The organism is Nostoc sp. KVJ20 (assembly GCF_001712795.1).
In the GTDB taxonomy this organism is placed as follows: domain Bacteria; phylum Cyanobacteriota; class Cyanobacteriia; order Cyanobacteriales; family Nostocaceae; genus Nostoc.
The window spans coordinates 11,708-34,040 of sequence record NZ_KV757584.1; the positions used below are offsets into that span (position 1 = coordinate 11,708).

Consider the following 22,333-nt stretch of genomic DNA (forward strand, 5'->3'; position numbering starts at 1 on the left):
AAGTAATGAGTAATGAGTAATGAGTAATGAGTAATGAGTAATGAGTAATGAGTAAAAACTTCTTACTTCTTACTTCTTACTTCTTACTTACTACTCATTACTTCTTACTTCTCCCCTGCACAAGCGCAGGCTTTAAGAGATGTGGTGATAAATCCGGCGTTAGGGTGTTTTATGTTCGCAGTTCCTAACAAGTGACTATTTTTTGATAGAGTAATGCTTTGTCGAACCCTCTTCATCTCTATGTCCCAGGTATCGCTCCCCCAATCGTTGCATCTAGACCTACCCCTCACGGCTCTTGCGCCCATGCAGGATGTAACAAACCTCTGGTTTATGAAGGTGATTGCCCACTACGGCAGCCCTGATTACTTTTTCACCGAGTATTTCCGCGTGAATGATACCTCGCGGCTCAATCGTGGCATTTTGACAGCAATCACCGAAAACGACACAGGCCGCCCCGTTTTTGCTCAAATGATTGGCGAAAGCATTCCAGATTTAGTGAGAACAGCAAAGGAACTCTGCAACTATAATATTGCTGGAGTTGACTTGAATATGGGCTGTCCAGCACCTAGAATCTATCGCAAAAATGTTGGGGGTGGATTGTTGCTCTCACCAGAAAAAGTGGATCGGATTTTGGGAGAACTGCGTTCTGCTGTGAACGATCGACCTTTGACCGTTAAGATGCGTGTAGGCTTTGAAAATACAGATAACTTTTACAAAATTCTAGATATAATCAATCGCCACAGCATTGATTTGCTGAGTTTGCATGGTCGCACTGTGAAAGATATGTACCACGGAGCAGTGAAATATGATTTGATTGCTGAAGCAGTCAAACGGGTTCATTGTCCAGTGCTTGCCAATGGCAATATCGACTCTGCGGCAACTGCTGTAGAAGTGCTGTCTCAAACGGGCGCGGCGGGTGTGATGGTGGGACGCTGGGCGATCGGGAATCCTTGGCTTTTTAATCAAATTCGGCAGGCTTTGCGCTTCGAGACGATCACGCCAGTTCCTTTAGTAGAGGTACGCAACTATATCGATCGTTTATGGCAAACTCCCACAGCTGCAACGATGCCAGTGCGATCGCGCGTAGGCTACCTTAAAATGTTCCTCAACTACATTGCCCTGAGTGTTGACACTGAAGGTCATTTCCTCCGGCTGATGCGACAGACCCAGACCGAGGTAGAAATGTTTAACCTCTGCGATCGCTTTCTCCTTACTGATCTTACGAAAACTTTAGCCCTAGCACCCTCCTTGAGCGTGTAACTAAGAGGACTTTTCAAATTACTTGTATAAGAAAATTGTTAGGGAGGATGGGGATATATGAATAAAGAATCCGAAAAGTAGAAATTTCAGTTTGGAGATTAAGTATACACCTACCAAAATGAGATGTACTCATTGCTAAGTTATGGTAAATACAAATTTGAAACTGAGATTTAAACCTGTTTCTCACAGTTGGGTTGCTCTACATCCACAGCCTAAAGGAGTAATTCAATTTATTGCAGGGGCTTTCTTTGGTACTTTTGGCCCCATGCTTTTTTATCGCTATTTGCTTCAATGTTTATTCGAGCAGGGATATACAATTATCCTTCTGCCTTTTAATTTTACTTTTAATCATTATGTAGAAGCTGGTTTTCTCATGAGAGAGCAGTATGAAATTCTGCCAGAGCTTGTGAAAATGGCAAGTGTTGCAGGATACGATTATGAAGCCTATCTAGATGATAAGAACTTTTCTTGGATTGGACATAGCCTTGGTTGTAAATATATCTCTTTGTTAGAAGGATTTACTGCTCTACCTCCAAAGCCTCAAGATAGAGAACAGTTTATTCGTAATCTGCTGTCTCATACTTCCGATGAGTCACAGATAAAAAGTGTCGTTGCAGACATTAACATTCTCTTTGAGGAACTAACGCGAAAAACTGCTGAAGTTAAAAACTTAATTTATACTTATGTGCATAAAGATATCAAATTTAATAGTGTCTTCATTAGAGGGCAGGTTTCTATCCTATTAGCACCTGCGATTGCTGACACAGGGAGTGCAATTCGTCCTCAATTTTTAGCGGATATCATCGATAATTTGGGTTGGGGTGTGAAACCAACTGTTGAAGAAACCCAGAATTTAATCAAGGATAGTGGGCTATTTAACATCATGGGTTTAGTCTGTTTCAAGTCAGACAATATTGCTAAATCAACCTGTGAATGGTTTACTAATATTTTGCAAAAGCCGCCTCAAGATTTTCGGAAAAGTTTTGCAGGTGGACATTTAAGACCTCTAGGTATTCAATTAGGTAACTATGTCATTAATCTTTTTAATAAACCGTTGATTGAATCAGTTCAAGAGCGAAATAGAGGATTTGAGCATAGTGTTATTCAGTTGCTTGAGAAACTGAAAGAATAAATCAATATAATGGGCATTGGGCATGGGGCATGGGGCATTGGGCATTGGGAAAACAGTTTCGTTAGTGGGGCGTTGAGCCAGTTCCGAGTTCTGAGTAAAAAAGTGAGATTCCCCACTCAGCACTCATGACTCAGCACGGGCTAAACGCCCCGCTACCGCTAACAGCACTCATCACTCCCCACTCCCTATGCCTTTTTCATAATCCCAACTCTTCTGGAAAACCGAGCATGATGTTTAGGTTTTGGACAGCGGCTCCTGATGCGCCCTTACCCAGGTTGTCAAGACGAGCTACTAGCAACACTTCTTTGGTAGTGTCATTGGCGAATACAAAAACCTGAACAATATTGGTGTTCTTGATTGCGTAGGCGTAGCCCGTCGTAGACATCGCATCCAAAAATATTCCGTCTCGCAGCAGAGTAGAATCTTGGTATGGAGCAACCTGCACAAATTTTTCACTTTGGTAGTAGTTAGCGATCGCTTGATGAATAACTTCACCTGATGGTGGATTATCCAAAGTTCCCAGCGGCAAAGGCACTTGTACCAGCATCCCCTGCTCAAAATCCCCTACTGCCGGTATGAACAGCGGCGGCGATGCTAACCCGGAGTAATAATGCATTTCTTTGACGTGCTTATGCCCAAACTGCAACCCATAGATTCCATAGGGATAGAGTGACTCTGCTCCGGCTTGTTGCTCGTGGAAGGTATGGTACTGTTTGATGAGATTCTTCCCACCGCCAGAGTAACCTGACACTGCATTCACAGTGATGGGAAAGTTGCTGTTCAGGAGTCCCTTGGCAATCAATGGACGGATACAAGCCAAGAATCCTGTAGGATAACAGCCCGGATTGCTCACAAACTGGGCGCTGGCGATTTTCTCTCGCTGTCCTGGATTTAGTTCAGGGAAACCATATACCCAGTTCTTAGCTGTGCGATGGGCAGTACTAGCATCAAGGATCTTAACCGTAGTACTAGTTACCAAGCTAACAGCTTCAAGGGCTGCATCATCAGGTAGGCAGAGAATAACAACATCGACGGCATTGATTAGTTTAGCTCGCTCAGATGCATCCTTACGTTTAGATTCCTCAATGCTAACTAACTCAATATCATCCCGTTGGTTGAGACGTGAGTAAATTTGTAAGCCTGTGGTTCCTGATTCGCCATCAATGAAAATCTTGGGTTTAGTAATCATGCCTTCAGCACCCTTAGATGTAAGTTGTATTTTAAAACAGCTATAGCAATCCGATTATATTTTTGAAAAAATCAACGAGAAGGAGGCAGGAGGAGAACCTCTCCCAATACGACTCGGATAAGCTCTAATGTAAAGAATAGTTACTAGATAACCTTACTATGTACTCGATAGTGATACCTTCTCGATGCTTGATATATAAATCAGATTTAATTTTTGAAAAAACGACCTATTCTTAAAGCCTATGTATGAAAAAATTGCTATTCCTATTTTAAGTCTCATATTTGCAACGCTCATGCCTAATATGGTAGCTGCTGAGACTGTGATGGAAAAAGTAGCCAGAACAGGGGTATTAACAGCTGGTACTAGTAGAGATGCGCTACCTTTTGCCTATGTGGATAGTCAAGGAAAGTTAAATGGCTATTCTGTAGATATGCTGACTCTGATTAAAGAGCAATTAGAAAAAGACCTAGATAAAAAAATTAAACTGCAATTAGTTGGTCTTAGCCCTTCTGAGCGGATTACTAAAATAGTTAATCAACAAGTTGATATTGTGTGTGATGCTAGTAGTTTTACATGGAATCGAGATAAAAAAGTAGACTTTTCTGTGAGCTACGGTGTGACTGGAACCCAATTATTAGTTAAGAAAGGAAGTAAGATAGGTTCCCCTGAATCCCTTATTGGTAAGCGAATTGGTGTGCTGGCGGGAACCACAAATGAGCAGGCGATCGCTCGTGTACAACCTAGAGTTAAGCGGGTGTATTTTAAAACTAGGGCAGAGGGATACACAGCTTTGCAAGAAGGTACTATTGATGGTTTCTCATCCGATAGCATTCTTTTAGAGGGATGGCTGCAACAGCAAAAAAATCCAGATGCTTTTGCGATCGTACCCCCTCGCCCCTATTCACAAGAAGGTATCGCTTGCATGGTGCCAGAAAATAACTCGAAATTCTTGGATACAGTCAACTATTCTCTGGTCAAGTTCATGCAAGGATTCGTCAATGGTAATCAGCAATATGTCACTATTTTTGACCGTTGGTTTGGGTCTCAAGGCGCTGTAGCGCTCAATCGGGATTTACGTGATTTGGTAGTGGAAACTATGCAATTGGTCATAGAATTTCGTGAGGAAATTCCTAAAAGCGACCTGTGAAATAATGGTTTTCCCACAAAATCATCTAGCTAACTATTTGTACTCGTAGAGAGCGTCTTGATTCTGACCGGAGCTTTCGGAGTCTCCGGCTCCGCTCCTGAATTCTGAATTCTTTTTCAAGAATGATTTTGTGATGGAATTTGTGCAAAAATAGCAGACTGCAATAGTTGAGGGAAATTTTTCCAGGCGATCGCCCCTGTGCGACTTTCGATATATAGTTGCATAAATTCCAATAATGGTGTGGAACTTTTGTCAATAGTAAGATCCACAAAAAGATAGGTAGGTTTTTCAGGGCTGCAAATAGCTACAACACAGGCGCGATCGCACGCTCGGATGCAGTGGGTAGGCTGAATTTCCACTTGTTCTGATGGAAACTCCTTGTCAAAGGTAATGTTTAAATTCTCTATTAAAAGAGAGCCATCTGTAGGCTGCTGTTCTGATAGTTTTTCAGACGAATGGTGGCAGTATTTACAAACAAATAGTGTGTGTTTGGGCATAAATTTAAGGGTTAATTAAGTACTTAAACAAATCATCTATTACCACCTCAGCATCAATTAAACTATTTCCTCTCCATGCTGTAGCATCTACAAAATACACATGATTTTTTTGCACCGCTCGAATATTTTTCCACAGAGGTTTTTGTTCTAGTTTCTTTAAATAAGAACGGTCACTATCTAAGTAAGCTGAGACAAACAAAATATCACCATCGGCTTTCCATAATTCTTCTTCAGGAATCTCCATAATTCCATATTTTTGATTAATGTCTTGGGCTTCTGGTCGTTGTAATCCTGCATCGTTGAGGATAGTCCCTGCAAATGAATTTTTGACATCGCTTATTATCCCATTACAACAGAAGTTGATCAGAGAAATTTTTTGTTGTTTATAACGACTTCCCAAATATTGTTTTAACTTTTGAACTCGTTGCTTATAATTATTCAAAACTACTGTTGCTGTTGCTTCTTTACCTAGTGTGTTAGCTACAAAATTAAACTGTTCTTGCCACGATAAACCTTGTGAATCGTAGAGTACAGTAGGAGCTATTTTTGATAGTAGAGAATAATTTACTTGATCGGTAGTTCGCCAACCTATAATCAAATCAGGTTTAAGTAGTAACATTTTTTCTAGATTCGGTTGACGAATTATTCCTAACAAGTTGATGTCACCGACTTTTCTCTTTACCTGTGGAGAAAATTTATTTTTTCTAAAATAAGTAGCGCTTCCAATTGGTTTGACACCAAGAGTAAGAACATTACCCAAGATGATATCGTTCAAAGTAACAATCCGTTCAGGATTATTAGGAACGCAGGTTTTTCCCAATGTGTGTTCAATCATCCGACAGTTAGAAATGTTGGACAATTTGTTAATATGAGGTGGAGTATCAGCGAATCTAACTTGATGGCTAGAAATTAGAAAAACAGTCAGGCTAGCAAGGAGGAAAAAGATGATAATCCTGTTAATTCTCTTTGTCATTGCAGAAGAGTTGATATATAGATCCCTTCCCAAGATATTGGGAAGAGATTTAATGTTTTTTGATCCCAGCGCACATCATTGTGCATTCAACCTCAAAGGAGATTAGAGTTGAAAGGAAACAGTTCCCTGCACAATAAAAGGATCGCCTGGATAAACATTTGCTCTATTCAATGCAGAATCCCAATAGTCCACATTGAAAATATTTTTGAAATTGAGCGCGGCGCGGAGCCTATCTTGCTTATAGAAGATAGCAGCGTCGGTACGAACATAACTAGGCAATTCAAATGTATTCGCTAAGTCTCCTTGTCTATCTCCTACATAAAATAAGCCTAAACCAAAGCCTAAACCTTTCAAATTACCTGACTGAATTTCATAGGTTGTCCACAAATTCCAAGAGTGTTTCGGCACATTGTTCAATTGATTGCCAACTCTAGAGGGTTCATCCTCAGTGATTTCGGTATCTGTGTAGGCATAGCCTGCAATGATGTTCCATCCCGGCGAAATTTCACCAGATAAGTCAAATTCAATCCCTTGGCTTTTCTGTTCACCCACTTGGATAGACCGTGCTATGTTGTTAGGATCGGCGACTAAAACATTAGAGCGAGTCAAATCATAAAATGCCAAAGTCGCAGCTAGTCGTTCACTAAAGTCTGCTTTGATCCCCACTTCGTATTGTGTTCCCCGTTCTGGTTCAGGCAGTGTTGGACTAAAAACTGATTGATTGGGTGAAAATGCTCGGCTATAGCTAGCGTAGAGGGAAATTGGTGGGATTGGTTGATAGACAATCCCAACCCTTGGACTAAAGGCTTCTTGCTGCACAGATTCACTGGTGGAGGCAGTGAAATTCTCAAATTTCTGATTGATAATATCAAACCGTCCACCTATTAGGACTTTGAAATTTTCTGTGACTGTAATTTGATCTTGGACATAGAAACCATAAGCATTTGTACCCAACTCTAAAGTTTCTGGGCCAATGGATTCTCCAAGTGGTTGGCCATACTCAGGGTTAAATACGTCAATTGGTGCAGCTAGATTGAAAGCAAGGTCTACATTTCTGGTATCCAATCTGGTTAAATTAAAACCTGTTACCAGTTGATGTTGGATACTGCCTGTAGCAAATTTACCGACAACATAGTTGTCAAAATTAAAGACTCTATCATCAATATCAGACTCAAAAAATATCCGATTGAGGGTGCGGTTATCTGCTCTGAGACTAGTTCCTTGAGTAACCACTCGATCCTGATCAGCCCACCCTGCTTTCAAGACACTGCGTAGTTGCCAGTTCTCACTGAAGCGATGCTCTAAGTCATAACCAACTCGGAATACTTCTAAATCATCGCGGCTAGACGGTTCAGAAAAGTTCCGATCGCGATTAATTCTGCCATTGGGGTTGGGCAAAATGCTACCCACAACGGGGATACCCATTTGACCAAAATCTTTGGGGCGATTAATATATTCGCTGCTGAGAGTTAGTTTGGTGCGATCGCTAATTTGCCACGAGAGACTCGGAGCAACAATATACTGTTGCCCATCATAGAAATCAACGAAACTTTCTGTTGTCTGAGCAGCTACATTCAAGCGATACAGAACTGTTTTGTCATCATTGAGTGGGCCTGAAAGATCAATCCCACCACGGTAGAAATCATAGTTGCCAGCGGAAAATTCGACTGAGTAGAAAGGATCTCTCAGAGGTTGTTTAGTGACAAGATTGATCACACCTCCTGTAGAACCTTGGCCGTAGAGAACAGAAGCAGGGCCTTTAAGTACCTCAATTCGATCGATAATTGCAGGATCATAACCAAACAATAAATTCGTCGAATCTTTCAACCCGTTTGTCAAAATATCAAAGCGGGAATCAAACCCTCGGATTCTCGGAGTATTCGCAGCCCCGCGCGATCGTGAGCCATCCCCCTGTGATACACCAGATACATTTCTGAGGGCTTCACCCAAGTTTGTTACTTGCTGGTCTTCTAATACCTGTCGAGGAACGACTTGAATTGACTGGGGAATATCGCGTAAAGGTGTATCTGTTTTAGTAGCAGTAGCAGCATCAGGCACGCGATAGCCGTCTTGTTCTCCTGTCACCAGCAACTCGATTGGTTCATCAGTCTGCCCTGATGGTTCTGTTGGAGGAGTGTTGCTAGCAGGTTTTTCTGGCTCAGAATTTTGTGGCGCTTCTGGTTGCTGTGGTAGTTGTGTTGTAGATGCAGAAGGTGTCAAACCAAAAATTAAACCTTCATCGCCATCAAACAATTCAGCTTGTGGCAACCCCACTTCACCCGTCACCGTCACCCGGACTGTATTGACATTCTGATTAGTAACTGTGATTTCACTAATTCCCGCAGTCGGTTTTTCCGAACGAAATACGAATCCATCACCATTAGGCAGACGTAGTTGGGCGTTAGGGATGTCAGCGATATAACTATTGCCAGTACTAACATTTGAGATTTGTAACTGTTCCCCATTGGATGTCTGCAAAATCACTTCTACGCCTTTTTCCGTAGGATTTGCTTTGACTCCAGTAATTTGGATAACTTCTTGGGAAGCAGCTGAACCTGGTGTTGGTGCTGGTGATTGCACTAGCTTTTGCCCACTGGTAGGTGGACGTTTCAATTTTGAGAGTGGCTGAACCTCTATGATTGGTTGAACTTGCCCTGCTGAAGTTGATCGGGGTAAGGCTTCATCGGAACTCGTGCTTGCACTAGTTGATGGAAAAGAACGCTGTACATCATCTCGTCCCTCCTCACTCAAGGCAGGAGTCGTTACCAATACGAAAAATGAGCCTGTAACCAACAGGCTTTGAAATAGTTGCTCTAATTTCATTAATTTCCTCACAACCAAATATGCCACTCGTTCCTAGTCGATGACGCAGCTATTTATTAACATTGATTTGCAATATATATTAGGATAAATGTTTACTTATTGCAAATCAATACATTAAAAAATTGAAGGAGGCAGGAGGCAGATAGCGCAGCATTAGCGAGTTCGCCGCGTACTCTTACAGAAAAGCAAGCTACGTGCAGCGTCTCCTAGAGAGCGTTGGACAGTCTTACTCCTGCCTCCTGCCCGACGCTCGCGGACTCGCTAACGCTGCGCTATCTGCCTCCAACATCCTCGATAAATTATCGAGAGACTTCTGCCTTAGCGCTAGCCTCTCCCAAAGAGCTACGGCGTATACACATCTGGGTAAAAACCCTGGATTTCTCCCCTTGCCAAGGGGGGAAATATCCGATTGGGGGAGTTAGAGGGAGTCAGAAGGAACACCGTAGCTCTTTGGGAGAAGGTAAAGGATTGTCAGTTAATGAAACAGTCCTGATTGCTGATATAGAGATTATTTGATAATTGAAAGTGATACAAAATTTTTTACAAATAAAAATTACTTATAAAGCGCCTAGTTGTCAAATGCAACAATTCCCATTATAGTGATTGAGGCAATTGAAAATTACTTGCAATTAGCTAGACTTAATTTTGCGCTCCTTAGCGTTTTTCGATGACTTGAGTCTCAGGCAAAATAAGGACTTCACCTAGATTCTTCTGAATGACAATAAGAAAAGATACAGCCCTTGCTCTGACTGGAACAAGCCTAAAAGCTGGGAAACCATTCTGGAAGGGCTGCCGCCTCCAGTAGCTTGACAAGAGGCAGAGCCTCTTTTAACCCACATTCCCAGTCTGGGAACAAGACTAGACAAGGCTTTAGGCTTTTATTAGTGCCATTCGTATCAGCTTTATTGCTTGTGTGAGGATCAGAGCAGAATACAGCGGTTAACCATAAGTACTGGAATACTCAGGACTCAGCACTTATGGTTAACCAAACTGTATTAGCAGTGGATATATAAGAAAGAATTACATCAGGGTTGCATCTAGCTGTTAAGAGTAAAAATGAATCAATTTTCCAATAGGTTCCAAGAAGTTTCCCGCAATTGTTCTACTGTGATTGAGCTGCTACGCTTAAGACAATTGACGCAGCCAAATAGAGAGGCTTTTACTTTCTTGCAAGATGGCGAAAAAGAAACAGCCACACTCACTTATCAAGAATTAGATAAGCGCTCGCGTCGAATAGCATCTCAATTACAGTCATTAGGTTTAACTGGGGAACGAGCCTTATTGCTGTATTCACCAGGACTAGATTACTTGGCAGCTTTTTTCGGTTGCTTGTATGCAGGAGTCGTTGCTGTTCCTGCATATCCGCCTCGTAATCAGCGCAACACACCTAGAATACAAGCTATTTTGGCAGACGCACAAGCAGCGATCGCTCTTACCACAACAGAGATTTTGTCTACAGTCCGGTCTTTAATGACAGAAAAGACCAACCTAGAATCTTTACACTGGCTAACTACTGATAATCTTGCAGAAGGAATAGAAGATACTTGGCAAGAACCTTTTATTAATCAAGATACATTAGCTTTTTTGCAATACACCTCTGGTTCTACAGGGACACCCAAAGGTGTAATGGTAAGTCATGGCAACCTACTGCACAATGCTGTCACAACTTACCAATTCATGAATCATTCTCCAGAAAGTAAGTTTGTAACGTGGTTGCCGATGTACCACGATATGGGTCTGATTGGAGGAATATTACAACCCTTGTATGGAGGTTTTCCTTGCATCATTATGCCCCCAACTTCCTTTCTCCAACGTCCTTATCGTTGGTTGCAAGCGATTTCTCGCTACAAAGGCACAACCAGTGGTGGCCCTAACTTTGCCTATGAGTTATGCATTCAAAAAATTACTCCTGAACAAAAAGCAACTCTTGATTTAAGTAGTTGGAGTGTTGCATTTAACGGGGCTGAACCTATTCGCCATGATACTTTAGAACGATTTGCAAGGGCTTTTGTAGAGTGTGGCTTCCGTAAAGAGGCATTTTATCCTTGTTACGGCATGGCTGAAACAACTCTGATGGTTTCTGGTGTTGATCAGGCAACATCACCAATTATCAAAACAGTCCAGAAAGCTGCATTAGAATTGAATCGAGTAGTTGAAGCAACTGCTAAAGATCAAGATATCTACAATTTTGTAAGTTGCGGTAACATCATCCCAGACCAAAAAGTAGTAATTGCCAATCCAGAAAAATTGAGTAGTTGCAAATCTGATGAAATTGGGGAAATCTGGGTATCTGGGCCGAGTATTGGTCAAGGTTATTGGAACCGTCCTCAAGAGACAGCAGACACATTTCATGCTTATCTATCAGACACGGGTGTAGGGCCTTTTCTACGGACGGGAGATTTAGGCTTTTTGCAGAATGAAGAACTTTTCATTACAGGTAGAGTCAAAGATTTAATTATTATTCGTGGTCGAAATCTATATCCACAAGATATAGAAATAACCGTAGAGTGTAGTCATTCATCGTTGCGTTCTGGTAGTGGTGCAGCATTCACAGTAGAAGTTAACAATGAAGAACGGCTAGTAGTTGTCCAAGAATTAGAGTTTCGCGCCAAGCCAAACTTAGAAGAGGTTATTGCTACCATTCGTCAAGCAGTCACAGAAGAACATGAAGTACAAGTTTATGCTGTCGTTTTAATTAAACCAGGTAATATTCCTAAAACTTCCAGTGGCAAGATTCAACGCCGTGCAACTCGCTTGCAATGGCAAAAAGGGGAATTAGATATAGTTGGCTGTAATATTTTAAAAAGTAGTGATATTGTCAGAAACGAAACTCGTTTAAAACGTTCCACTGTTTTAGAGCTTGCTCCACAGGAATGTCAGCTAGTTTTAGAAAAATATCTGATAGAACAGGTAGCTGCGGTACTAACAATTCCCCCTGATGAAGTCAAGTCTGAACAGCCTTTAAGTACATTCGGACTTGATTCTTTAAAAGTCTTTGAGTTAAAAAATAGGATTGAAGTTGACCTAGAAATAGAAGTATCTATAGCAGACTTCTTTGAAGGGATCAGTGCGCGATCGCTCGCTACAAAAATACTCGCTCAACTGACAACGGCATCTGCTATCCCCTCAGTGTCTCTAAGCCAAATCCAGCCAGCTGAAGTTTATCCCCTATCTTTTGCCCAGCAGCGACTATGGTTCCTTGACCGATTAGAACCAGGCAACCCAGCTTACAATATTTCCTTAGCTGTTAATCTCAAAGGTCAGCTTGAGGTTACTTTACTAGAACAAAGTCTGAATGAAATTATCCGGCGACACGAGACTTTAAGAACCACATTTACAACAGTCAACGGACAGCCAGTACAAATTATTGCTGATTCCCTAAAATTATCTTTATCAGTAATAAATATCGAATTACAGAGCAATGTTGCAGTTCAAAAATTATTGACTCAAGAAAGTCAACGACCTTTTGACCTAACGCACGGGCCATTATTACGTGCTAAAGTTTTGCGCCTAGCACAGCAAGAGCATATTCTTTTGCTGGAGATGCATCACATCATCTCTGATGGCTGGTCTACTGAGGTCTTTTTACAAGAAATTGCATTACTTTACAAAGCATTCTTAACTAGAAGTTCTTCACCTCTCCCAGAAGTGTCGATCCAATACAAAGATTTTGCATATTGGCAGCGACAATGGTTAGAAGGGGAAATTCTGCAAACCCAACTCTCTTACTGGAAGCAACAACTTGCAGATATACCAACTCTTTTACAATTACCAACAGATCGACCAAGACCGGCGGTGCAGTCCTCACGCGGTTTCCATCAATCTGTTGAGTTACCCAAAACTCTCCTAGACCAACTCAAGGCGATCGCTCGTCAAGAAGGCGTGACTCTATTCATGTTGCTATTGGCGGCATTCCAGACTTTCCTCTATCGCTACACAGGACAAAACGATATTCCAGTCGGCTCACCAATTGCTAACCGTAACAGTGATGAATTAAAAGGGCTGATTGGCTTTTTCGTCAATACTTTGGTGTTACGTACTGACCTTTCCGGTAATCCTACATTTCAAAATTTACTTGGTCGTGTGCGAAGCGTGGCTCTAGAAGCATATAAACACCAAGATTTAACCTTTGATCAACTAGTAGAAGCATTGAATCCAAAACGAAACGTCAGTCACACCCCCCTATTTCAGGTGATGTTCGATTTCCGGAATGCTCCACCTCTACCAGAAATGCCCAATTTAGTTGTGAGTCAATTAAAAGTAGAAAATGAAACGTCACAATTTGATTTGAGTCTATCTGTGGAAGTTGGGCAAGAGCTAATGTTGTCATTTGAATACAACACTGATTTATTTGATGCCACTACCATCGCCCGAATGGTGGAACATTTTCAAAACTTGCTCTCAGGGATTGTGGCAAATCCCCAAACTAAACTTTCCGACTTGTCACTATTGACAAAAAAAGAGCAACATCAACTCCTTGTAGAATTTAATCAAAATAAATCCCAAATTCAAAATCCCAAATTCAATATAAAACAGTGTATTCATCAGCTTTTTGAAGCACAAGTAGAGCAAACACCGCATGAAGTTGCAGTAGTATTTGCTCAAAACCAGTTGAAATATCAGGAGTTGAATCAACGTGCTAATCAGCTAGCACATCATTTACGAAGACTGGGTGTAGGGCCAGAAGTTATGGTTGGCATCTACATAGAACGCTCTGTGGAAATGGTGGTAGCAGTCTTGGGCGTCCTCAAAGCAGGAGGGGCTTATGCGCCTCTAGATCCCGTCTATTCCCATGAGCGGTTGGCATTCATGTTGAAAAATATGCAAGTGTCAGTTTTGATAACTCAAAAGTGGCTATTAAAAAATCTCCCAGAACACCAAGCCAAGGTTGTTTGCCTAGACTCCAACTGGGAGAGTATTTCCCAACAGAGCAACGAAAATCTACTCCATCAAACAACTCCTCAAAACCTAGCTTATGCAATCTACACTTCCGGTTCTACAGGGATTCCCAAGGGAGTGATGGTTACTCATGGCAGTTTAGTAAATGCCTATCTTGCTTGGGAAGATGTCTACTCACTTCGCTCTGTAGCCACAAGTCATTTGCAAATGGCAAGTTTTTCCTTTGATGTTTTCACTGGAGACTTAGTTCGGGCTTTATGCTCCGGTGGCAAACTAGTACTTTGTCCACGGGAATTTTTATTGCAGCCAGATCGACTTTATGCATTGATGTGTTCCGAACGAGTCAACTGTGCCGAGTTTGTGCCAGCCGTACTGATGAATTTAGTTCAGTATTTGGAAAAAACTCAACAATCTGTTGACTTTATGCGATCGCTAATTATCGGTTCTGATAGCTGGTATGTTAATGGATATCATCAAGTCAAGCGTTTTTGTGGTCATGCAACCAGATTAATTAACTCCTACGGTGTTAGCGAAGCCACCATTGATAGCTCATATTTTGAAACTACTACAACTAATTTACAGATGGAGCGACAAGTACCAATTGGTCGCCCTTTCAACAATACTCAAATATATCTATTAGACTCCGAACTACAGCCCGTACCCATAGGAGTTGCCGGCGAAGTTTATATTGGTGGAGTCGGATTAGCTAGAGGTTACTTTAATCGCCCAGAATCGACCGCCGAAAAATTTATTCCTCATCCATTTAGCCAGGAATCGGGCGCACGCCTATACAAAACCGGAGACTTAGCACGGTACTTAGAGGATGGAAATATTGAATTTTTAGGTCGGGAAGATTATCAAATAAAAATCCGAGGTTTTCGGATTGAGTTGGGAGAAATTGAGGCAGTATTAAACCAACACCCAGCGGTTGAGAAAGCTGTAGTTATTGCTCAAGAAGATAACCCTGGTAACAAACGCTTAGTTGCTTATGTGGTACAAAATTCCGAACCAGAAACTACAGCAGAATTAATCTCAGGAAAGGAATTAAGCAGCCAGCAGGTGTCGCAGTGGGAAGGTGTATTTGACGAACTTTATCGAGATACTGCTGATGAACAAGCATTAAAATTTGATATCAAAGGATGGAACAGTAGCTACACAGGACAACCAATACCAGAAGCAGAAGTACGTGATTGGGTAGAGCCAACAGTCGAGCGAATTTTGTCTTTACAACCAACCAAGGTATTAGAAATTGGTTGTGGTAGCGGTCTGATGTTATTTCGGATAGCTCCTCACTGTCAGCAATATTGTGCAACAGACCTCTCAGAAAAAGCTTTGCTGAATCTGAAGCATCAGATGACAATGCTAGAGCATAAACCATCAGAAGTAACTCTCATTCACAGAGGAGCAAATAACTTTGAAGGTGTAGTATCTAACAGTTTTGATGCTGTTTTGATAGTTTCTGTAATGCAATATTTTCCTCGTATTGACTATCTACTGCAAGTATTAGAGAACGCCGTGAATGCAGTAGCACCAGGAGGTTTTATCTTTCTTGGAGATATTCGGAGCTTACCTTTATTAGAAGTATTCCATACATCTGTCCAATTCCATCGAGCGCCAGATTTTCTCTCAAAAGAAGAGTTACAACAACGGGCAAGAAAACAATTGTTTGAGGAGAAACAGCTAGTTATTGATCCAGCTTTCTTCACAGCTTTAAAACAACATTTACCTAAGATAAGTCATGTAGAAATTATTCTAGAACGTGGTTATCATCAGAACGAACTGAATAAATTTCGCTACGATGTGATTCTCCATATTGGAAATGAAATTCCTCTGTTGGATCTCCCTTGGTTAGACTGGGAAAAACAAGAGTTAACACTGGCATCTGTCCACCAAATGCTCTTAGAAACTACACCGAATATCTTAGGTATTGCTCGGATTCCGAATGCTAGAATTGCAAAAGATATACAGATTTGGCAGTGGTTAACTTCTCCTGGAGGGGCTGCAACTGTAGGAGATATGAGACAATTCCTGGACAAAAACAGTGAGTGTCGAGGAATTGAGCCGGAAGATTTTTGGGCATTAAGCAAAGATTTGCCTTACTCCATCGATATTACTTGGTCAAGCTGTGGAGATAATGGTCGTTACGATGTCATATTTAGGCGAGAGCCAACAGTTAAGACAACCCAGTTTGAAATTACTCATAGTGCAAAACATCGCCCTTGGCGAGATTATACTAACAATCCCTTACAGGCAAAATTTGCCTTGGAGTTAGTACCACAACTGCGCGATTTTTTGAGTGAAAAACTACCAGAATACATGGTTCCTGCAAACTTCATGCTTCTGGATGATGTGCCCCTCTTATCCAACGGTAAAGTGAACCGCCGTGCCTTACCTTCACCAGATATTTCCGCAGTTAGTAATACTCTTTATACACCACCGGCAACTGAGGTCGAGCAAATTATCGCTACTATTTGGCAAGATTTGTTGGGTATCAAAAAAGTGGGTATTCATGATAACTTCTTTGATTTGGGGGGTCATTCTCTATTAGTAGGTCAAGTGCATACCCAATTGCGAGAAAAGTTAAATCGAGACTTATCAATAGTAGAAATTTTTCAATACCCAACTATCAGCTTGTTGGCAAAAAAACTTAGTCAAACACAGATAGAAACCCAGCACAAATTTACAGAGATTTTTGATAGAGCAGAAAAGCAAAAAGCATCTCTCAACAGACAAAAGAAATTACGCAAAGCAGGGAAATAGATTTATGAGTATTTCAGAAATGCCAAATTCTCTAGAAGGAATAGCTATTATCGGCATGACGGGGCGTTTTCCTGGGGCTAAAAGTATTGATGAATTTTGGCATAATCTTCGGGATGGAGTAGAGTCAACCGTTTTTTTTACAGATGAAGAATTGTTGGAAGCTGGGATAAGCTCTGCTGTTTTGAATGACCCGAATTATGTCAAAGCTGGAGCCATACTAGAAGATATAGAGTTATTTGACGCTGCTTTTTTTGGCTTTTCTCCAAAAGAGGCTGCTACTTTAGATCCCCAACACCGGATTTTCTTAGAGTCTGCTTGGTCAGCTTTGGAAAATGCTGGTTACAACTGCGAAACTTATCCTGGTCGAATTGGGGCTTATGCGGGTACTGGCTGGAATAGTTATTTAGCTTTTAATATTGCTCCAAACCGAGATTTTCTAGAATCACTTATTGGTCAGCAAGCGCTAATCGGCAATGACAAAGATTTTTTAACAACTCGCGTTTCTTACCACTTAAATTTAAAGGGGCCAAGTATTAATGTTCAGACGGCTTGCTCCACCTCATTGGTTGCTACTAACTTAGCTTGTCAAAGCCTACTAAACTACCAATGTGATATGGCTTTAGCTGGTGGCATTACAACATCTGTGCCGCAAAAAACTGGCTATTTCTATCAACATGGAGGAGTTTTATCTCCAGACGGGCATTGTCGCGCCTTTGATGCCAAAGCACAAGGAACTTTCCCTGGCTACGGGGTAGGAATTGTGGTTTTGAAGCGATTAGAGGATGCCTTAGCTGACGGCGACTGCATTCATGCGGTGATTAAAGGTTCAGCAATCAATAACGATGGTTCGCTGAAAGTTGGTTACACAGCGCCTAGTGTGAATGGTCAAAAAGAGGTAATCGCAGAGGCTCTGGCTCTAGCTGACATTGAACCTGAAACCGTCTCTTACATTGAAACTCACGGAACTGGAACAGCGTTGGGTGATCCGATTGAAATTGCAGCGCTGACACAAGTTTTTCGAGCTAGTACTGATAAAAAGGGCTTTTGTGCTATTGGTTCAGTAAAAACTAATATTGGTCATCTAGATACAGCATCTGGGGTAACAGGTCTAATTAAAACCGTCCTAGCCCTCAAACACAAGCAGATCCCTCCTAGTTTGCACTTCGAGCAGCCCAATCGCCAAATTGAATTTGCTAACAGCCCTTTTTATGTCAATACCACACTGTCTGAATGGAAAAGGAATGGCACTCCCCGACGTGCAGGTGTCAGTTCTTTTGGTCTAGGAGGAACTAATGCTCACGTCATTTTAGAAGAAGCACCTATCCTTCCAGAGTCTAGTTCTTCTCGTCCCTGGCAGTTATTGGTACTTTCTGCAAAGACAGATTCAGCGCTCAAAAGTGCTAGTGCAAATCTAGTAGATTATCTCAAACAGCATCCTGATTTAAAGCTTGCGGATGTTGCTCACACATTGCAGTGTGGACGACAAGCTTTTGAGCATCGGCAGACGGTTGTTTGTCATGATATCGCAGATGCGATCGCTGCACTTCAAGATCCAAAGCGTGTACTTACCACTGTTCAAAAAACTGAAGAACGTCCTGTAGCCTTTATGTTTCCAGGACTTGGTACTCAATATGTCAACATGGCTCTTGAACTTTATCAAGTTGAACCGACATTTAGGCAACAAATTGACTACTGTTGTGAATTCCTCAAACCACTTCTGAATCAAGATTTACGAGATGTACTCTATCCAAATAGAAATTCTCAACAACAAATAAATCAAGAGTCATCTCCAGGTGTGGATTTGCGAAAAATGTTGGGTCGCACCGAGGCAAAAACAGATGCACAAATCAATCAAACTCATCTAGCCCAGCCAGCGGTTTTTGTGATTGAATATGCTTTGGCACAATTATGGATATCCTGGGGAATTCGCCCCCAAGCAATGATTGGCTACAGCATAGGTGAATATGTAGCAGCAACTTTAGCAGGAGTTTTATCTTTAGAAGAAGGTTTAAAACTGATTGCCGCCAGAGCAGAAATGATTCAACAATTGCCGGGTGGAGCAATGTTGGCGGTTCCGCTTTCCCAAACAGAGATATCGCCTCTACTCAGTAATAAACTCTCACTCTCAGCAGTCAACGGCTCATCGATGTGTGTAGTCGCTGGTGAAACCGACGCTGTAGAGGCTTTAGAACAACAATTAACTCAAAGAGGTTTAGCTTGTCGCCGGTTAGAAACTTCTCACGCCTTTCACTCTGTGATGATGGAAGCGATCGCCCCTAATTTACATGAGTTAGTCAAAACATTCAACCTCCAAGCACCAAAAATCCCATATATATCAAACGTTACAGGAACCTGGATTACAGCAGCAGAAGCCACAGATGCCAATTATTGGGTTAAGCATCTATGCGAACCTGTATTATTTGCTCCGGGTGTACAAGAATTGTGGCAACAACAACATCCAATTTTGTTGGAAGTAGGAACTGGTCAGACTCTTGGTAGCTTTGCACTCCAATGTATAGAAAATAATCCAGCAATCAATCAGATTGTCCTACCTTCCCTGAGATATTCCTACGATCAACAGCCAGATTTACCATTTTTACTCAACACATTAAGTCGGCTGTGGTTAGCAGGATTCCAAGTAGATTGGTCAGGATTTTATAAACATGAGCATCGTTATCGTATTCCTTTACCTACTTATCCTTTCGAGCGTCAACGCTACTGGATTGAACCAAAAGAATCCATCAGAAATGACCAAACTAATCAAGCAGCTATAAAACAAAAGCTGGATGTTAGCGACTGGTTTTATATTCCTTCTTGGAAACGTTCTGCTCCTGCTGAATATCTTGCACAAGAAAAGTTAATTTGGTTAGTCTTTATTGACACTTGTGGTATTGGCAACCAAATGATAGAACAGCTACAAGAGAAACATCAAGATGTTATAATTGTCAAAATTGGTGAGGAGTTTTCTCAAATTAGTGACTGGGAATATACAATTAATCCTCAAAGTAGAGATGACTATGAGGCATTATTAACGAGCATTCGTGATTCAGGCAAAATCCCTCAAAAAATTGCTCATTTGTGGAACATTACACCACAGCAAAATATAGCATCGCGACTTGATGATTTTGATGCAATTCAAGATATCGGTTTCTATAGTTTGCTATTTTTAGTACAAGCATTAGGAGAACAAAACATTAACGACTCGCTGCAAATTAGTGTTGTTTCTAATGATATGCAGCAGTTATTTGATGAAGGCAATTTATGCCCAGAGAAGGCAACTATCCTTGGTGTATGTAAAGTTATTCCGCAAGAATATTCCCACATTTCCTGCCGCAGTATTGACATTACACTTCCCCAAATTGGTACACAGCAATGGCAGCAGTTAATAGATCATCTTTTGATAGAACTTGGTACAATAACTTCTGACCAAGTTATTGCCTATCGTGGCAATCAGCGATGGGTTCAATATTTTGAACCATTAGCAATCGAAAAACCAAGCGTATCTACTAAGTTACGGGAAGGAGGAGTTTATGTCATTACAGGTGGATTAGGAGGAATTGGATTAGCGATCGCAGAATATTTAGCAAAGACAGTAAAAGCAAAATTAGTCCTAATTGGACGTTCGGGATTACCCCCAAAAGTCGAGTGGGAGGAATTTTTATCAAGTCACGAACAAGAGGATTTTTTAACTACAAAAATCCGAAAAGTTCAGCTATTAGAAGAATTAGGTGCTGAGGTTGTAGTTCTGAAAGCAGATGTTGCAAACCTTGAACAAATGCAGAACGCGATTAATGAAGTACGCGATCGCTTTGGCAAGATTAACGGTGTGATTCATGCAGCAGGAGTGCCAGGTGCAGGTTTAATTCAACTCAAAACTACCGAATCATCGGCAAAAGTTTTTCAGCCCAAACTTAAGGGTACACTGGTGTTAAATGCTGTTTTGCAAGCAGTAAATTTAGATTTTCTGGTTTTGTTTTCTTCTAACACTGCAATCACAGGTGGCATAGGACAAGTAGATTATTGTGCAGCTAATGCTTTTCTAGATGCCTTTGCTCATTACAATTTTTACCAACAGCAAATTCCTACTGTCTCAATTAATTGGGATTGGTGGCAATGGGACAGTTGGCAAGAATCATTGTTGTCATTTGCACCAACTATCCAAGCCGAATTTAAGCAAATGCGACAGCAATATGGTATATCTTTTTTAGAAGGTATAGATGCATTTAACCGAATTCTGTCTAAAACACTACCTCAAATAATTGTATCAACGCAAAACCTACAAACTGCGATCGCAGAACATCAAGTTTTTGCAGTACCCCTGTTCTTACAAAATTCCAAACAGTCTCATCAAAGCAAACAAGCACATCCCAGGCCTATTTTAGGAACTGCATATATTGCTCCTAGTAATGCTTTTGAGCAAAAAATTGCAGATATTTGGCAGGAATTACTAGGTGTTGAGGAAATCGGCATTGATGATAACTTTTTTGATTTGGGTGGACATTCCTTAATAGCAACTCAGATGGTTTCCCAGCTTCGCAAAGATTTTGAGGTCGAACTATCTTTGCGTCACATCTTTGAAGCGCCAACTGTATCCGAGTTATCCTTGGTAATTGAAGATATGTTAATTGGAGAATTAGAAGAATTAACCGAAAATGAAGCGGCAAATCAAGTTACAATTACTCCAGAACAACAAGTACCTCAAGTTGTCAATCAGCGACGCTACAAACTGCCCAACAATCTAGAAATTGTTTACCAAAGCAAAGCTGAAGTTGATTATTTTTATGAGGACATATTTAATAATCAAGTGTATCTCAAACATGGGATTAAGTTGTGCGATCGTGCCTGTATATTTGACGTAGGTGCAAATATAGGTATGTTTACACTTTTTGCATCTCAACAATGCCAAAACCCTACCATTTATGCTTTTGAACCAGCACCTCCTTTGTTTGAAATTTTACGCCTCAATACTACTTTACATGAGGTAAATGTTAAGCTATTCAACTTAGGAATTTCTAACGAACAAAAAACTGCAACCTTTACCTTTTATCCTCATAGTTCCGGGATGTCTTCCTTCTATGCTGAAAAAGAAGAAGAGAAAGAAGTCTTAAAAGCCATCATGGTCAATCAATTAGAACGTGGTATGAATGGCATGAATGAGGTGATGGAATACGCTGATGAATTATTGGGAGAAAGGTTGAGAGAGCAAAATTTTACCTGTAAGTTAAAACCTCTCTCTGAAATTATCCGTGAACAAAAAGTTGAGCGCATTGATTTACTAAAAATTGATGTCCAAAAAAGCGAACTTGATGTTATTCAAGGTATCCAAGAGCAAGATTGGGAAAAAATTCAGCAAATTGTAATCGAAGTACATGACACAGATGGACGGCTAGAAAATATAACCAGTCTGCTGAAAAAACAAGGTTACAACGTTGTAACTGAGCAAGAAGATTTATATCAACATTCAATTATGTACAACGTTTATGCTATCCGCATCTGAAATTCAAACAGTAGTACCGTAAGGCAGAATTCGTAATTCGGAATGGCTTATTTACGCCGTGCGTTACTAGTAGTCTGTCCTATTAATTTTGATGAGTTTGTAGTAAGCACTGAAGTGCTTAAAAATCCCAGACTAAAGTCCTTACTACAAACTTAT

The 22,333-nt window shown here is 41.0% G+C and carries 9 protein-coding genes; 5 read left to right on the plus strand and 4 right to left on the minus strand.

Features of this window, described 5'->3' with window-relative positions:
* Positions 1 to 240 precede the first annotated feature (240 nt).
* Together A4S05_RS08575 and A4S05_RS08580 are read left to right on the plus strand one after the other, a co-directional pair.
* A complete protein-coding gene (locus A4S05_RS08575) occupies positions 241 to 1,260 on the plus strand; it encodes a tRNA-dihydrouridine synthase family protein (protein WP_069069413.1) in 1,020 nt (339 codons plus the stop codon).
* Positions 1,261 to 1,402: 142 nt separating this feature from the next.
* A complete protein-coding gene (locus tag A4S05_RS08580) occupies positions 1,403 to 2,392 on the plus strand; it encodes a DUF1350 family protein (RefSeq protein ID WP_069069414.1) in 990 nt (329 codons plus the stop codon).
* Between the two features lie 196 nt (positions 2,393 to 2,588).
* Here the strand turns inward: A4S05_RS08580 and argC are convergent, their stop codons facing one another.
* Positions 2,589 to 3,578 carry an N-acetyl-gamma-glutamyl-phosphate reductase gene (gene argC / locus A4S05_RS08585; RefSeq protein ID WP_069069430.1) on the minus strand — a complete coding sequence of 330 codons (990 nt, stop codon included), beginning with the start codon at positions 3,576 to 3,578 and terminating at the stop codon, positions 2,589 to 2,591.
* A gap of 244 nt (positions 3,579 to 3,822) precedes the next feature.
* Here argC and A4S05_RS08590 point away from each other — a divergent pair, with 244 nt between their 5' ends.
* Positions 3,823 to 4,728, plus strand: coding sequence for an amino acid ABC transporter substrate-binding protein (locus tag A4S05_RS08590; protein ID WP_069069415.1), 906 nt, complete (start codon positions 3,823 to 3,825; stop codon positions 4,726 to 4,728).
* A gap of 116 nt (positions 4,729 to 4,844) precedes the next feature.
* On the opposite strand, the gene A4S05_RS08595 is transcribed toward A4S05_RS08590, so the two are convergent.
* From A4S05_RS08595 to A4S05_RS08605, 3 genes are all read right to left on the minus strand, one after another.
* Positions 4,845 to 5,225: a DUF1636 family protein gene (locus A4S05_RS08595; protein WP_069069416.1), complete on the minus strand. Its 381-nt coding sequence runs from the start codon at positions 5,223 to 5,225 to the stop codon at positions 4,845 to 4,847.
* A 4-nt stretch (positions 5,226 to 5,229) separates the two neighbouring features.
* Complete coding sequence (locus tag A4S05_RS08600) at positions 5,230 to 6,198, minus strand: iron-siderophore ABC transporter substrate-binding protein (RefSeq protein WP_084227034.1); 969 nt, start codon at positions 6,196 to 6,198, stop codon at positions 5,230 to 5,232.
* A gap of 102 nt (positions 6,199 to 6,300) precedes the next feature.
* A complete protein-coding gene (locus A4S05_RS08605; RefSeq protein WP_069069417.1) occupies positions 6,301 to 9,021 on the minus strand; it encodes a TonB-dependent receptor in 2,721 nt (906 codons plus the stop codon).
* Positions 9,022 to 10,077: 1,056 nt separating this feature from the next.
* Between A4S05_RS08605 and A4S05_RS08610 the strand changes: the two genes are divergently transcribed.
* Entirely contained in the window at positions 10,078 to 16,680 is a 6,603-nt protein-coding gene (locus tag A4S05_RS08610; protein WP_069069418.1) for a non-ribosomal peptide synthetase, read from the plus strand.
* Between the two features lie 4 nt (positions 16,681 to 16,684).
* Complete coding sequence (locus tag A4S05_RS08615; protein ID WP_069069419.1) at positions 16,685 to 22,177, plus strand: type I polyketide synthase; 5,493 nt, start codon at positions 16,685 to 16,687, stop codon at positions 22,175 to 22,177.
* Positions 22,178 to 22,333: the final 156 nt, after the last annotated feature.

What these genes read in the sequence shown, in the direction of transcription:
- A4S05_RS08575 (WP_069069413.1), top strand. Translation starts at nt 241, where the DNA reads ATGTCCCAGGTATCGCTCCCCCAATCGTTGCATCTAGACCTACCCCTC.
- A4S05_RS08590 (WP_069069415.1), top strand. Translation starts at nt 3,823, where the DNA reads ATGTATGAAAAAATTGCTATTCCTATTTTAAGTCTCATATTTGCAACG.
- A4S05_RS08600 (WP_084227034.1), bottom strand. Translation starts at nt 6,198, where the DNA reads ATGACAAAGAGAATTAACAGGATTATCATCTTTTTCCTCCTTGCTAGC.
- A4S05_RS08595 (WP_069069416.1), bottom strand. Translation starts at nt 5,225, where the DNA reads ATGCCCAAACACACACTATTTGTTTGTAAATACTGCCACCATTCGTCT.
- A4S05_RS08610 (WP_069069418.1), top strand. Translation starts at nt 10,078, where the DNA reads ATGAATCAATTTTCCAATAGGTTCCAAGAAGTTTCCCGCAATTGTTCT.
- A4S05_RS08605 (WP_069069417.1), bottom strand. Translation starts at nt 9,021, where the DNA reads ATGAAATTAGAGCAACTATTTCAAAGCCTGTTGGTTACAGGCTCATTT.
- A4S05_RS08615 (WP_069069419.1), top strand. Translation starts at nt 16,685, where the DNA reads ATGAGTATTTCAGAAATGCCAAATTCTCTAGAAGGAATAGCTATTATC.
- A4S05_RS08580 (WP_069069414.1), top strand. Translation starts at nt 1,403, where the DNA reads ATGGTAAATACAAATTTGAAACTGAGATTTAAACCTGTTTCTCACAGT.